14 protein-coding genes are annotated in these 14,391 nt (G+C 58.7%); 7 read left to right on the top strand and 7 right to left on the bottom strand.

Going from position 1 to position 14,391, the window contains the following annotated elements; genetic code table 11:
* Positions 1-83: 83 nt before the first annotated feature.
* Both glpK and MK208_RS16660 read left to right on the top strand, forming a co-directional pair.
* Positions 84-1,574 carry a glycerol kinase GlpK gene (gene glpK / locus MK208_RS16655; RefSeq protein ID WP_294118497.1) on the top strand — a complete coding sequence of 497 codons (1,491 nt, stop codon included), beginning with the start codon at positions 84-86 and terminating at the stop codon, positions 1,572-1,574.
* A gap of 9 nt (positions 1,575-1,583) precedes the next feature.
* Positions 1,584-2,120: an alkylphosphonate utilization protein gene (locus tag MK208_RS16660; protein ID WP_294118498.1), complete on the top strand. Its 537-nt coding sequence runs from the start codon at positions 1,584-1,586 to the stop codon at positions 2,118-2,120.
* Between the two features lie 12 nt (positions 2,121-2,132).
* Here the strand turns inward: MK208_RS16660 and dtd are convergent, their stop codons facing one another.
* The 3 genes from dtd to metF form a co-directional block, all read right to left on the bottom strand.
* Positions 2,133-2,567 (bottom strand): D-aminoacyl-tRNA deacylase, encoded by a 435-nt coding sequence (gene dtd, locus MK208_RS16665; RefSeq protein WP_294118500.1) that lies wholly within the window; start codon positions 2,565-2,567, stop codon positions 2,133-2,135.
* 108 nt (positions 2,568-2,675) lie between these two features.
* Positions 2,676-3,170 (bottom strand): PaaI family thioesterase, encoded by a 495-nt coding sequence (locus MK208_RS16670; protein ID WP_294118501.1) that lies wholly within the window; start codon positions 3,168-3,170, stop codon positions 2,676-2,678.
* A gap of 72 nt (positions 3,171-3,242) precedes the next feature.
* Positions 3,243-4,109: a methylenetetrahydrofolate reductase [NAD(P)H] gene (metF, locus tag MK208_RS16675; RefSeq protein ID WP_294118502.1), complete on the bottom strand. Its 867-nt coding sequence runs from the start codon at positions 4,107-4,109 to the stop codon at positions 3,243-3,245.
* A 98-nt stretch (positions 4,110-4,207) separates the two neighbouring features.
* Between metF and MK208_RS16680 the strand changes: the two genes are divergently transcribed.
* The gene (locus MK208_RS16680) at positions 4,208-5,113 is read left to right on the top strand and encodes a LysR family transcriptional regulator (protein WP_294118513.1); all 906 of its coding nucleotides are present in this window, start codon (positions 4,208-4,210) and stop codon (positions 5,111-5,113) included.
* A gap of 160 nt (positions 5,114-5,273) precedes the next feature.
* Positions 5,274-6,308 carry a Hint domain-containing protein gene (locus MK208_RS16685; protein WP_294118504.1) on the top strand — a complete coding sequence of 345 codons (1,035 nt, stop codon included), beginning with the start codon at positions 5,274-5,276 and terminating at the stop codon, positions 6,306-6,308.
* Between the two features lie 137 nt (positions 6,309-6,445).
* On the opposite strand, the gene MK208_RS16690 is transcribed toward MK208_RS16685, so the two are convergent.
* Positions 6,446-7,486: an NADP-dependent oxidoreductase gene (locus tag MK208_RS16690; RefSeq protein WP_294118506.1), complete on the bottom strand. Its 1,041-nt coding sequence runs from the start codon at positions 7,484-7,486 to the stop codon at positions 6,446-6,448.
* Between the two features lie 183 nt (positions 7,487-7,669).
* Here MK208_RS16690 and MK208_RS16695 point away from each other — a divergent pair, with 183 nt between their 5' ends.
* Positions 7,670-8,461 carry an inositol monophosphatase family protein gene (locus tag MK208_RS16695; RefSeq protein ID WP_294118507.1) on the top strand — a complete coding sequence of 264 codons (792 nt, stop codon included), beginning with the start codon at positions 7,670-7,672 and terminating at the stop codon, positions 8,459-8,461.
* Positions 8,462-8,523: 62 nt separating this feature from the next.
* On the opposite strand, the gene MK208_RS16700 is transcribed toward MK208_RS16695, so the two are convergent.
* Genes MK208_RS16700 through putA form a run of 3 tightly spaced genes read right to left on the bottom strand, consistent with a single transcriptional unit; the run spans position 8,524 to position 13,131 of the window.
* The gene (locus MK208_RS16700) at positions 8,524-8,892 is read right to left on the bottom strand and encodes a GFA family protein (protein ID WP_294118508.1); all 369 of its coding nucleotides are present in this window, start codon (positions 8,890-8,892) and stop codon (positions 8,524-8,526) included.
* On the bottom strand, positions 8,889-9,638 hold the full coding sequence (locus tag MK208_RS16705; RefSeq protein ID WP_294118509.1) for a rhomboid family intramembrane serine protease: 750 nt from the start codon (positions 9,636-9,638) through the stop codon (positions 8,889-8,891). Before MK208_RS16705 ends, MK208_RS16700 begins: the two co-directional genes overlap by 4 nt.
* A 31-nt stretch (positions 9,639-9,669) precedes the next feature.
* Positions 9,670-13,131, bottom strand: coding sequence for a bifunctional proline dehydrogenase/L-glutamate gamma-semialdehyde dehydrogenase PutA (gene putA, locus MK208_RS16710; RefSeq protein ID WP_294118515.1), 3,462 nt, complete (start codon positions 13,129-13,131; stop codon positions 9,670-9,672).
* Between the two features lie 66 nt (positions 13,132-13,197).
* On the opposite strand from putA, the gene MK208_RS16715 reads away from it, so the two are divergent.
* A complete protein-coding gene (locus MK208_RS16715) occupies positions 13,198-13,671 on the top strand; it encodes an Lrp/AsnC ligand binding domain-containing protein (RefSeq protein WP_294118517.1) in 474 nt (157 codons plus the stop codon).
* Between the two features lie 36 nt (positions 13,672-13,707).
* The gene (locus MK208_RS16720) at positions 13,708-14,262 is read left to right on the top strand and encodes a tetratricopeptide repeat protein (RefSeq protein ID WP_294118510.1); all 555 of its coding nucleotides are present in this window, start codon (positions 13,708-13,710) and stop codon (positions 14,260-14,262) included.
* Positions 14,263-14,391: the final 129 nt, after the last annotated feature.

The raw sequence follows: 14,391 nt of genomic DNA on the forward strand, positions 1-14,391 counted from the left end.
CGGCGTCAAGCGGCGCCCTTCCTGATTGCGGTAACAGTTTTGCGCGCCTACTGTGCCAGCAACAGAGTTCAGGGAGGGGACCGATGACCCATATTCTCGCCATTGATCAGGGCACCACATCCAGCCGCGCAATTGTGTTTGACGGAGACATCCGTCCCATTGCCAGCGCACAGCTGGAGTTTGAACAGCACTTCCCGCAGTCGGGCTGGGTGGAGCATGATCCGGCGGACATCTGGGTCACCACGGTGGAAACCTGTTCCGGCGCGCTGGCGCGGGCCAAGCTCTCGGCCAAGGACATCGACGCCATCGGCATCACCAACCAGCGCGAAACCACGCTGGTGTGGAACAAGACAACCGGCGAGCCGGTGCACAACGCCATTGTCTGGCAGGACCGCCGCACCGCCGCGATTTGCGAAGAGCTGAAGGCAGGCGGTCATGCGGAGATGGTGCAGGCCACCACCGGCTTGTTGCTGGATCCCTATTTTTCCGGCACCAAGATCAAGTGGATCTTGGACAACGTCGAAGGCGCGCGGGCGGCGGCTGAGGCGGGTGATCTGCTGTTTGGCACCGTGGATTGCTACCTGATCTGGAAGCTGACCGGCGGCAAGGTGCATGCCACTGACGCCACCAACGCGGCCCGCACCCTGATTTATGACATCCACACCGGTGTCTGGAGCAAAGACATCTGTGCGCTGCTTGGCATTCCGATGTCGATGCTGCCAGAGGTCAAAGACTGTGCCGCCGACTTTGGCGAAACCGATGCCGATCTGTTTGGCGCGGCCATCCCCATTCGCGGTGTGGCAGGTGACCAGCAGGCGGCGACTATTGGGCAGGCCTGTTTTGAGGCAGGCATGCTGAAATCCACCTACGGCACCGGCTGCTTTGCGCTTCTGAACACAGGTGACACGCCGGTGACCTCGCAAAATCGCCTGCTGACCACCATCGCCTATCAGCTCGATGGCAAGCCGACCTATGCACTGGAAGGTGCCATCTTCATCGCTGGGGCAGTGGTGCAATGGCTGCGCGACGGGCTGGGCATCATCAACGATGCCTCTGAAACGGCCGCGTTGGCCGATGCCGCAGACCAGGGTCAAGAATTGATCCTTGTGCCCGCTTTTGTGGGTCTTGGTGCGCCGTATTGGAACCCGGAGGCCCGCGGCGCGGTCTTTGGATTGACCCGAGGCTCTGGCCCCAAGGAGTTCTCCCGTGCGGCGCTCGAGAGCGTGGGCTTCCAGACCCGCGACCTGCTTGAAGCGATGCAGGCCGATTTTGACTTCACCGGCGACACGGTGCTGCGGGTGGACGGCGGCATGATTGCTTCCGATTGGGCGATGCAGTTCCTGTCGGACATTCTGGGCGCTCCGGTGGATCGGCCTGTGGTTGCCGAAAGCACTGCCAAAGGCGCGGCCTGGCTCGCGGGCATGCAGATTGGGGCCTATCCGGACATGGCAGGTTTTGCCGCCACCTGGGAGAAAGAGAGCCAGTTCACGCCAAAGCAGGATGACAGCTGGCGCGAAGGGCGTTATGCGGGCTGGCAAAAGGCCATCAACGCCACGCTGGCGATGACCGAGTAACCTCTCTAGATGGAACGCGCCTTGACCACGTCTTGTGCTCTTTGTGATGCCACAGCCACGGTTTCCCCTGTGGCGGTGGTACCGCTGGAAACCTCTGTCGACTTGTGCGCGGTCTGCGCCACGGGAGTCGTGGACGGTCCGCAGGATGGGCCATTTTGGCAATACTTACATGAGGCGATTTGGAGCTCGGATCCCGCGGTGCAAGTGCTGGCCTGGCGCCTGCTCAAAGGCTTGCCTGAGTCGCCCTGGGCGCGCGATTTGCTTGATATGGCCTATCTCGCACCGGATGTGTTGGCCTGGGCGGAAGCTGGGTTTGTCACTGCGGAAGAGGCGCTCGTGCATCGCGACAGCAACGGTGCGGTGCTTGCATCAGGTGACACTGTGGTGCTGATCAAAGACTTACCGGTGAAAGGCGCGGGATTTACCGCTAAACGTGGCACCGCTGTACGCAACATCTCTCTGGTGATGGACAATCCTGCACAGATCGAAGGCCGCGTGGACAATCAGCGGATTGTGATCCTGACCAAGTTTGTGAAGAAGAGTTGAGGCCGGTCGGCCTCAAACGTCCATCCAGATGGTGACCGGCCCGTCATTGGTCAGCGAGACTTTCATGTCGGCGCCAAACTCCCCGGTCTGCACCGGCACAACCTCGCCAAGCTTCTGCGTAAACAGCTCATAAAGCCGTTTGCCGTCCTCCGGTGCGGCGGCGGAGGAAAATCCTGGCCGGTTGCCGCTGCGGGTGTCCGCTGCCAGTGTAAACTGGCTGATCACCAGCGCACTGCCGCCTATATCGGCCACAGACTTGTTCATCTTGCCGTTTTCATCGTGAAAAATCCGGCACTTGGCCACTTTGGCGGCAAGCTTCTCTACCTGCGCCTCGGTGTCGCCCTGCATCGCACAGACCAGCACCATCAATCCTGGCCCACATTGGCCAATCACCGCGCCATCGACACGCACCTGCGCCTCACTCACCCGTTGCAACAAAGCCCGCATGTCACCCTCCAAGTTTTGCGCGACCCTGCGACAGGCACGCAACCGGTGCAACCCCGCATTCTCATTCCACAAATATCTCTGCTGGCCCGAGGGCAGAGCCCTCCTATGCTACGGCTTCGGGCCATTCATCACGATGCAGGTGGTCGATCCGGTGGCGTACAGCTTGCCGTCTTCAACCCCGCGCACTTCGCCCACGGAAATACCCGTCGAGCGTCCCACATGCTGCACTGTGCCCACCGCATGCACGGTCATGCCAACCGGGATCGGGCGCAGTATGTTGATCTTATATTCCAGCGTTGTGTAGATCTGTCCGGGTTTCAACATGGTCTGCACCGCACAGGCCATACAGCTGTCCAAAATGGTTCCGTACCAACCGCCATGCACAGTCCCAATTGGGTTCATCGTGGAAAACTCCGGTGCACCTTCAAAGGTCACGGTACCCTCGTCCGCCACAATCGGTTTGAAACCCAACGTCTGCCCAATAGGAGGCCCCGCCAATTCGCCGTTGATGATCGCGCGCATAAACTCCAGGCCGCTCATCGACAGGATTGTGTCCATCGAAGCCAGTTGCTCAACAGATGTGGCGTAGTGATGTGCGCTCATAGAAACGGCCTCCTTTGACACCGCAAAGAAGGCCGCAAATTTGTCTGCGCCTCAAGAGGGGCTGGGCGGCTGTTACGCTACGTTTTCCAGTTTCACCGCCGGGGTCACACCCAAAGCGTGGCACACATCGCGGGTCAACTCAGGCCTGTTCAGCGTGTAGAAATGCAGGCTGTCCACGCCCTCATCCAACAACTCAGAGCACATTTCTGTGCAAACAGTCGTCGCCAACAAGTCTTCGCGATTGTCACGCTCTGCCTTTTCAAAGGCGTCGATCAGCCAGGCCGGGACAGAGGTGCCACAGCGCTCGGCAAATTTGCGCACGCCTTTCCAGTTCTCAATCGGCAGCACCCCGGGCAGGATCGGTGCGTCGATGCCAGCCTTGGCGCAGGCATCGCGGAAGCGCAGGAAGGTGTCTGCCTCAAAGAAGAACTGTGTGATCGCTTCATTTGCACCCGCGTCAATCTTGCGTTTCAGCCATTCCACATCGGCCTGCATGTCCGCCGCTTCCGGGTGCTTCTCCGGATAGGCGCCCACGCGGATAGTGAACTTGCCGGTGCCCGCCAGCGCCTCAATCAATTCGACGGAATTGGCAAAGCCCTCAGGGTGCGGCACAAACCCGGTGCTGCCTTTTGGCGGATCGCCACGCAGTGCCACCAGCTCAGACACACCGGCCGCCGCAAAACCTTCGGCAATTTCCAGCGTTTCCGCTTTGGAAGCATTCACACAGGTCAAATGCGCCGCCACATTCAGGCCGGAGGATTTGTGCAGGGTCGCGACTGCCTCTCGGGTCAGGTCACGTGTGGTGCCGCCAGCGCCGTAAGTCACGGAAACAAAACGTGGATTTAGGGGTGCAAGAGATTGCACGGTGTCCCAAAGCCGGAAAGACGCCTCCAGATTCTGCGGCGGGAAAAATTCAAAAGAAACTTGAGGCGTGGTCATAACGGACATCCTGTGACTTGCTGTTGTCCTCATGTCCCACACATGTCATCTTTACGCAAATTCATAATTCTCAAGAAAGTCATGAGTCCGATATGAAGATGCACATTGAATTCCGCCACCTGCGCACCGTGCGCGCGGTGCATGAATGTGGCGGTCTGGCCCGTGCTGCCGATCAGCTCAACATCACGCAATCGGCTTTGTCCCACCAGATCAAAGGTTTGGAAGAACAGGCTGGCGTAGAGCTGTTTGTGCGCCGCTCAAAGCCGATGAAGCTGTCCTCCGCAGGGTTGCGTCTTTTGCGCCTCGCCAATCAGGTGTTGCCGGAGGTCGAAAAACTTGAAGCGGAATTTAACGGTTTGCGCGACGGCAGTTCTGGCCGCCTGCACATCGCCATTGAATGCCACGCCTGTTTTGAATGGCTGTTCCCGGTGCTGGAGCAATTCCGCAAAAACTGGCCAGACGTGGATGTGGACATTCGCCCCGGTCTGGCTTTTGACGCCATGCCCGCGCTGCAGAAAGAAGAGGTCGATCTGGTGGTCAGTTCCGACCCGGAAAACTTGCCCAATGTGTCGTTCAGCCATTTGTTTGACTATGCACCGGTGTTTGTGGCGTCCGCTTCGCACCCTTTGGCGCAGAAAGCCTTTGTTGAAGCCGAAGATTTTCGTGGCGAGACCCTTATCACCTATCCGGTGGAGCGCTCGCGTCTGGATGTGTTTTCGCAGCTGCTCACCCCGGCCAAAGTGGAACCGGGGGCCGTGCGGCAAGCGGAGCTCACCGCCGTGATCCTCCTGCTGGTGGCCTCCAACCGAGGGGTGTCGGTGCTGCCGGATTGGGTGGTGCGCGAGGTGAAGTATTCCTCGGATTATGTGACCCGCCCGATCACCGACAAAGGGCTTACGCGCGCGCTATTTGCGGCCACGCGCACTGAGGATCTGGACAAGCCTTACATGAAGGATTTGATTCAATTGGCGGGCGAAGAAGCGCGCCGATTGCAATCTGCATAAACCATACGGTGAGACTTTTCTGGTATTTCTCCCCCTGAACAATCTGGGCCGTCACGTCCATGTTGTTGTGTAACGGTTCATCAGTTTAGGGGGTGGAGTATCTCCCAGCGCGCATTTGATCCCTGCCAGGGTCGCGGCGCGGGCGGCTCCAGATTTGTCTATGCCGACTACGTTTAATGCAATCTCTGTTGGTCAACTGGCTGACATCGACACCATCGAAGGCAACACCCGTGCCGAAAACGCTGCCGCTTTGGAAGGTCTGACCTTTGGTGGGCCGGGCAATCCTTTGGTGAATGATTTTGTCGAGATTTCACCCTTTGGCAATGTCGGCTCGGTTTACGACATGGACAACAGTCCAAACGACCGCTTCACGGTCGATGGCGGCAGCCCGCAGACCTTTGACGGCACGGCGGTTTACAATGCCACAATCACCTATGTGGACGGCACAACCGCCACCTATACCGCCGTGCTGTTTCAGGACACCAACGGCAACGCCTATCTTGCGCCGGAGTTTTCCAACAACGCGGATCAGGCGGCCCTGGAAGCGGGCCCAATCCAATCGATCAGCCTCGATAGCCTGCTGGGCAACCGCTATTCCGGCCTGACTTCAAATCGTGAGGAATGGGATTTTGTGCCCTGCTTTGTGGAAGGCACCAAGATCATCACGCAGAAAGGCGAACGTCCGGTGGAAGAGCTTGAACCCGGCGACATGATCCTGACCATGGACCATGGCTTCCAACCTCTGCGTTGGATCGGCCGTCGCACCGTGCCCGCACGTGGGTCTCTTGCGCCCATCCGTTTTGCACCGGGCGCGCTTGGCAATGACTTGCCGCTGATGGTGTCACCGCAACACCGCATGATGCTGCGTGGCTGGCGGATCGAGGTGAACTTTGGCGAAAGCGAAGTGCTGGTCCCAGCGCAGGCGCTGATCAATGGCGACACCGTGGTGCAGGTTGAGGGCGGCGACGTTACCTATCTGCACCTGCTGTTTGATTGCCACGAAATCATCTACGGCGGCGGCATTCCCAGCGAAAGCTTCATGCCGGGCGAGCAGGGGCTCTCTTCCATGGCGCAGGCGGTGCAGGATGAAATCTACGAGTTGTTCCCGGAGCTGCTGAGCGAAGGCTTACATGTCTACGGAGAAGATGCCCGCCCGTCGTTGAAAGCACGTGAGGCGCGGTTGCTGGTGCATTAACGCGCCGCGCCTTGTGTTTACGCAGGGCAGAGGCACAAAACCCCCACCTCCGCGAAACAGTCGTGATACCGACACAATACCGACGTGGTTTTTGGCGGATGCCAATCCTTAACCGCCGCCGTTGCGCCGAAATCAAATCAGATCAGTTTTACCAGCTGTTTGCCTTTGTTTCCGCCCCTTAACAGGGAGCGGAAGGCCGCAGGCGCATTTTCCAACCCTTCGGCAATATCTTCACCATAGGCAATCTCTCCGGCGGCCAGTTTTGGCCCGACGTCGCGCAGGAAATCGCCATAGCGGTCATAGTGGTTGGAGATGATAAAGCCGTTTACCGACAGTTGGTTAACCAGAATTGTGCGCCACAGCCGGGGGCCGGTCAGGCTCTCCATCGCCGCATCCGCGCCAAGCCCACCTGCGTTGTACCAGGCGATCATGCCACATAGCGGAATACGTCCGCCGACATTCATCAGCGGCAGCACCGCATCCAACAGCTTACCGCCGACATTTTCGAAATAAATATCAACGCCTTGCGGACACTCCGCCGCCACCGCCTTGCGCAAGTCGCTTGCCGTCTCAAAGGCCTTGTGATCGATACAGGCATCAAAGCCGTAAGTCTCTGTTGCCTTTGCACATTTCTCTGCTCCGCCGGCGATGCCAACCACGCGCAGCCCCATGGATTTGGCGATTTGCCCCACCATGGACCCAACCGGCCCCGTTGCCGCCCCCACAACCAGCGTTTCGCCTTCTTTGGGTTTGCCCAATTCGGTCAACCCGTACCAGCCGGTAAAGCCGGGCATCCCCATCACACCAAGCGCGGTGGTGATCGGGGCCAAGTTAGGGTTAAGCTTTTGCATTTCATGGCCTTTTGCCACGCCATGGGTTGCCCAGCCAAACATGCCAAGGGCAAAATCGCCGGGCGCAAAGTCTTTATGGTTAGATGCTATCACCTCGCCCACAGCGCCGCCGCCCATGGTCTCGCCAATCTGCACTGCGGCGGAGTAGGACTTCGCATCATCCATCCGCCCACGCATATAAGGATCAAGCGACATGTAGTGCACACGCACCAGCACTTCGTCCTCGCCAATCTCAGGCACATCCACTGTTTCTAAACGGAAATTTTCATCTTGCGGTTCACCTGTCGGGCGGTTGGCCAGCACCATGCGCTGCATCTGTTCTGTCATTTGGGCATCCTCCAAAGCTTTGACGTCAGCTTGGTCGGCGCACCGCCTTCTGGCAAGGGGTGGCGGTTTTTAACCAGTTTTTGTGACGCGGCGTTTCCTAACCGGCGCAATAGGCCCTATAAGGCCTTGGCAAAAAGGGATTACGGGCGTATACGCGCGCTCTGTGTCAAAAGGAGCCGTGCCATGCCGGGCAGCGCAAATCTGAACATCATGATGAAGGCCGCTCGCAAAGCGGGCCGGTCGCTGGTCAAAGACTTCCGTGAAGTTGAAAACCTCCAGGTCTCGACCAAAGGGGCAGGCGACTTTGTCAGCCGCGCAGACATTGCTGCTGAGGAAATCCTGAAAGAAGAGTTGCTGGGCGCGCGTCCAACCTATGGCTGGATCGCAGAAGAAGGTGGCGAGATTGCGGGCAAAGATCCGACCCGCCGCTGGATTGTTGATCCGCTGGATGGCACCACCAACTTCCTGCACGGTCTGCCCCACTGGTCGATCTCTATCGCTCTGGAACATAAGGGTGAAATCGTTGCGGGTGTGGTGTTTGACGCCGCCAAGGACGAGATGTTCTATGCCGAAAAAGGCGAGGGCGCCTGGCTGAATGACAGTCTGCGGATGCGTGTGTCTGGCCGTCACCGCATGATCGAGTCGATCTTTGCCACTGGCCTGCCTTATGCCGGTCGTGCCGACCTGCCAGAAACCCTGCAGGACCTCGCGCGGATTTTGCCAGCCACCGCTGGTGTACGCCGCTTTGGCGCTGCCTCTCTGGACCTCGCCTATGTGGCTGCAGGCCGCTATGAGGGCTTCTGGGAGCGCAAGCTGCAACCATGGGACGTGGCCGCAGGCTTGCTGATTGCGAAAGAGGCTGGCGCATTGGTTGAGCCAATGAACCCGGAAGGCAACATTCTGGAAGATGGCGAGATGATCGTGGCCAACGAGCCGATCTTTTCCACCTTCGCAAAAGTCATCCGCAACGGGTAACGTACGCAGCCCTTACGCGGCTTTTGTATCTCTGTGACATTGTGAAACCTGGCCTAATTGGGTCAGGTTTTTTTGTCTGACGGATGATTGACGCCATCGACCCAGCCAAAAGGTGCAAAATCGCTGGGATTTACGCCCTCCAGCGCGCCAATGTTGACGCCGTAGACGTCCGGGCGTGAGCGGCGCTGGTGATGCGTGTAGATGCCACAATTGCGGCAGAAGTAGTGTTTCGCGGTCCCCGTGCCCCAGGTGTACAGCGTCAGGCATTCATGGCCTTTTACGATTGTCAGATCGGAGAGCTTCACATCTACATTTGGCACCATGCGACGGCGGCAAAAGGAACAGTCACAGAGCATGGCTTCGCTTGGGTCTTGTGCGAGAGTGACGCGCAGTTCCACAGAGCCGCAGTGGCAGGTAAGTTTCTGACTCATCGACGTTTTCTCCTCACACGGGGCACGGAACTTTGGCTCAGTTTATACTTGGCTTCAGGGTGCGGTGGATGGCCATGGGTCCGTTGCCAATAGCTAGTGCCGCCGCGCTTTAACCACGCAGGGATCGCCAGAACGGCCCCGACCACAAAACCACCCGCATGGGCCCAATGCGCAACCCCGCCGCCGGCAGTGTCCACCGCCACGCCATTGAACACCTGCAGGGCAAACCAGACGCCCAACATGACCCAGGCAGGGATGGTGAAGATGCGGAAAATGATGATCAATATCAGCAGGATATCGACCTTCGCTTTGGGGAAGAGCAAAAGGTAACCGCCCATCACCCCGGCGATGGCGCCGGAGGCACCGACCATCGGAATTTGGCTGTCCGGATCGGCGGCAATCTGGGCAAAGTCCGCGCCAAGGCCCGACAAGAGATAGAAGACCAAAAAGCCAAAATGGCCCATCTCGTCTTCGAGGTTGTCGCCAAAAATCCACAAAAACAGCATGTTGCCCAGCAGGTGCATCCAACCTCCATGCAGGAACATGGATGTCACAAGCCCATGCAATTGGCGGCCTTCGGTGACTTCGCCAGGCAGCAAGGCCCAGTCCTGAAAGAGCTGGGCCAGCCGGAAATTGTCCCCCATAATCGGCTGATAACTCAGGAAGATCCCGACATTCAGGAGGATCAGCGCATAGACGACATAGGGCGTGCGTCCGGAAGGGTTGTGGTCGCGTATTGGAAACATGCGGCCAAGCTGCGGGGATTTGCGCGGAAGGTCAACTGCTCCCGCTCAAAAGCGCCGCGTTGCCACCTGCCGCTGTGGTGTCCACACAGACATGCCGTTCGCCCAACACCCGTGCCGCATCTGGTCGTCCGGTGATCAGGGGCAGGATCGGCCCATCACGCCGTGCCAAGGCCTGGTCGTAGGATCGTGCTTGATCTGTGTCTCCCCACCAAAGTACACCTGCGAACCCTTGTAGCGTGGTGAGTGCATCTTCCGGGAGTTTTCCTGCGCACACAACAGCTTGCCCACCAAGGCTCCGCACAATTTCAGCCTGCTCCTTGGCTGTTGCCTCACCAGGTCCCATGCAGAGCAGCGGCTCTCGCGCATAGCTGGTCAGGCGGTTGGATTCACCGGTCGGCCCTGGCAGGGAAATGGTTGTGCCTTGGGTGCTTGCCGCTCTGTTGGCCTTGTCCAATTCCACCTGTGCCACGTCGGCTGGCATGATGCCGTCCCATACGCCTGATTGTTCAGTTGGTACCGCAGCAAACCGCGCGAGGTAGTGCGGGCCACCTGCTTTGGGGCCGGTGCCAGAAAGCCCTTCGCCGCCAAAGGGTTGCGAGCCAACAATCGCGCCAATCTGGTTGCGGTTCACATAGATATTGCCCGCTTTCACCCGATCGGCGACATGTTGTACACGGTCGTCAATCCGGGTCTGGAGACCAAAGGTCAGCCCATAGCCGGTGGCATTGATCGCATCGATCACTGTGTCCAGTTCATTGGATTTGAAGGTGGCGACATGCAGAACTGGACCAAAGATTTCCCGCTCCAGATCGGCAATGCCGTTCACCTTGATCAAGGTTGGCGCAATGAAAGTGCCGGTTTGTGGTGTGGGCAATTGGAGTAGCACGCGGCCTTCTGATTGGGCGTAAGCAATATGGTCGGCAATGCCGCGCCGCGCAGTCTCGTCAATCACCGGGCCGCTGTCGGTGGACAGCAGCCACGGATCGCCCAGCGAGAGTTCCTTCATTGCGCCGGTCAGCATCTCAAGCAGGTTTTCGGCAATGTCTTCCTGCACATAGAGACAACGCAGGGCCGAGCAGCGCTGGCCTGCGGATTGGAAGGCGCTTTCAACAATGGCCGTCACTGCTTGTTCGGGCAGGGCTGTGCTGTCGACAATCATGGCGTTCAGACCGCCGGTTTCGGCAATCAGCGGCGCACCTGGGGCCATGTTGTCTGCCATTGTAGCGCGGATGCGTAACGCGGTCGCAGTGGAGCCGGTGAAGGCCACGCCGTTGACGCGGGGATCGGAGGTGAGCGCAGCCCCAACGGTGGCACCGGAGCCCGGAAGGAGTTGCAGCGCATCACGCGGTACGCCAGCCTCATGCAGCAGCTTGACAGCCTCAAAAGCGATCAATGGGGTTTGATCTGCAGGCTTGGCGAGCACAGCATTGCCCGCAGCCAGTGCGGCGGCCACCTGGCCGGAGAAGATCGCCAGTGGGAAGTTCCACGGAGAGATGCAAGTAAAGACACCCGCCGCTGGCGCACTAGGCGCGTTGGCGCCGTAATATCGCAAGAAATCAACGGCTTCGCGCAGTTCTGCGACTGCGTCGTTAGGCGTTTTGCCGGCCTCGCGCGCCAGCAGGGCAAAGAGCGCGCCATAGTTTGCCTCATAGAGATCAGCGGCTTTGGACAATACGGCGCCACGTTTCTCAGGGGATGTGCTCCAAGGCTTGGCCGCGCTAAAGGCGCTTTCCACATCTGCCGCACTCGCATGTGCCACGGTGCCGGGGCTGTCCGTTGGCAGGAACGGGTTGTCTACGGGGTGCGTTGCCTCGGGCGCAGGATCGTTCGCCAACAACGGAGCGGCGTTCCATTGCGTGTTGCGGAACAGCGCGCGCGCCGTGTCCAATGCATCCAGCGTTGGTTTGTCGGTCAGATCGAACCCCTTGGAGTTCACCCGCTCCGGTTCAAACAGTTCCGGCCCACGTGGCAGCTGGCCTTCGGTGGATTGCACCTGATCAAAGGGGTCGCTGGCGACGGTTTCAGCGGGAACCTCTTCGTCGACGATTTGGTTCACAAACGAAGAGTTTGCGCCATTTTCAAGCAGCCGCCGCACGAGATATGCCAACAGATCACGGTGCGCGCCAACGGGTGCATAAATCCGGCAACGGGTGCCTTGGTCGTTCAGCACAATGTCGTGCAGCGCTTCGCCCATGCCATGCAAGCGTTGGAATTCAAAGGCAGATTTGTCTTCCGCCATATGAAGAATTGCCGCCACTGTGTGGGCGTTGTGAGTGGCAAACTGCGGATAGATGCGGTCTGTCATGCCAAGCAGCTTGCGGGCGTTGGCAATATAGGACACGTCGGTGGCGGCTTTGTTGGTGAAGACCGGGAAGCCGTCAATGCCTTCGACCTGCGCGCGTTTGACTTCGGTGTCCCAATAGGCGCCTTTCACAAGACGCACCATGATTTTGCGGTCCAGTTTTGTGGACAACTCGTAGAGGTAGTCCAGCGTCGCGCCAGCGCGCTTGCCATAGGCCTGCACCACAACGCCAAAGCCGTCCCAACCGGCCAGGGCAGGCTCGCTGAGCACGGTTTCAATCACATCCATCGAGATCGCCAGGCGTTCGGCCTCTTCGGCGTCGATGTTAAGGCCCATCCCGGCGGATTTTGCCAGCAACGCGAGGGACCGAAGACGGGGGACCAACTCTTCCATGACCCGCTCTTTCTGCGCAACCTCATAGCGTGGGTGCAGGGCGGAGAGCTTTACCGAGATTCCGGGATTGTCGCGCGTGTCCGCATGGGTACAGGCTGAGGCAATGGCTGTGATCGCGCGGGAGTAGGCGAGGTGGTAACGCATGGCGTCGGCGTCGGTTTTGGCCGCTTCACCAAGCATGTCGTAGGAGTAGGTATAGCCCTTTTTCTCCATACCTTCCGCACGTTTCATAGCGGAGGTGATGGACTCGCCCAGTACAAATTGACGCCCCATTTCTTTCATCGCACGCCCGACAGCGGTGCGGATCACCGGCTCTCCAAGACGTTTGACCGCGCCGCGCAACGTGCCGATCAGACCAGTATTTTGGTCGTCCATCACTTTGCCGGTCAGCAGTAGCGCCCATGTGGACGCGTTCACCAGAGAGGAGGTGGATTGGCCAAGGTGCTTGCCCCAGTCGGAGGGGGCAATTTTGTCTTCGATCAGCGCGTCGATGGTGTCTGCGTCCGGCACCCGCAAAAGCGCTTCGGCCAGGCACATCAGCGCCACGCCTTCGTCGGTGGAGAGGCCGTACTCCGCCAGAAAGACTTCCATCATGCCGGGGCTGGTCTCTTCGCGGATTTCGCGCACAAGGGAGGCGCCTTTGGCACAAATGGCTTTGCGGTCCGCGCTACTCAGGCCGCTTGCCGTCTTCAAGTCCTCCACCAAGGGGGCTTCTTTGCGGTAAGTGCTGGTGTCGATCAGATCGCGCGCTGGGCTCATGGTGGTCTCCTGTTCTTTGCTCCAGTATACCTTTGCAATTGCGGGCCATTTGACTGATTATTGGCGCATTGACCGCTATTGTGGCTAAAATTTGGGGTGCAGTCTGTGCAAAACGATAAGTTTGATCTGGATCGGTATGATCGGTCGATTCTGGATGTTCTGGCGCGGGACGGTCGGATTTCGATTACCGATCTGGCGAAGGAAATTGGCCTCTCCAAAAGCCCAACACAGGCGCGGTTGCGGCGGTTGGAGAGCGAAGGGGTGATCACCGGTTACCGTGCGTTGCTGGATCCTATCCGACTTGGATTGGATCATGTGGCCTTTGTGGAGGTGAAGCTGTCTGAAACCCGCGAGAAGGCGCTGCAGGCGTTTAATGCCGCGGTGGCAGAAGTTCCCGAGATTGAACAAGCGCATATGATTGCCAGCCATTTTGACTATTTACTAAAGGTCAGAACCACCAATATGGCCGCTTATCGTCATGTTCTTGGAGAGAAAATCTCCGCGCTGCCCTATGTTGCGAGCACGTCGACTTACGTTGCCATGCAGGCGGTGAAAGAAACCGGCCTCGCGGAGATGTGACTTTGTTGGTTAGGCTCCGGCGTGTCAGCATGAGGCATGAAACCCGTTCTTGTTCTTCTGTTTTCTGCCAGTTCTGCGTTCGCTGCTGAGTGCCCGCAACCGCCGGACCATTCCGATGCGGTTGATGCTTTGATTGCGCAGGTGCAAGTGGCGGACAACCAAGCTACCGCGCAGGAGCTTTCCAATGACATGTGGGCGTTCTGGGCAGATGCGCCGGACGAAACCGCGCAGGAAATCCTCGACCGGGGAATGCAAAAACGGTCGTCGTGGGACCTGTTGGGCGCGCGCGAAGATTTTGACCGGCTGGTGAGCTACTGTCCGGACTACGCGGAAGGGTACAATCAGCGGGCGTTTGTGAACTTCCTACGGCAAGATTTTGAAGCCGCTTTGCCGGATTTGGATCGCGCGATAGAGCTGTCTCCACGCCACGTGGCTGCGCTATCCGGCAAGGCGTTGACCCTTATTGGGCTGGGGCGTGAGGCGGAGGCGCAGGATGCTTTGGCTGCTGCTCTGGAATTGAATCCTTGGCTGCCAGAGCGCAGTTTGTACAAGCCGCCCCCAGTGAAAGAAGCGCCGGGCGAAAAGCTCTAGTCTTCGGCACTTTACACCAGACGCAAAGCGGCTATTGTCGCGCCGCTGACCTTGGTTGGCGTGTTGGTTGCCCGCGTGGTGGAATGGTAGACACAGGAGACTTAAAATCTCTAGGCCGATTATGGCCGT

Origin of the sequence: Shimia sp., from assembly GCF_022448905.1 — a bacterium.
In the GTDB taxonomy this organism is placed as follows: domain Bacteria; phylum Pseudomonadota; class Alphaproteobacteria; order Rhodobacterales; family Rhodobacteraceae; genus Shimia.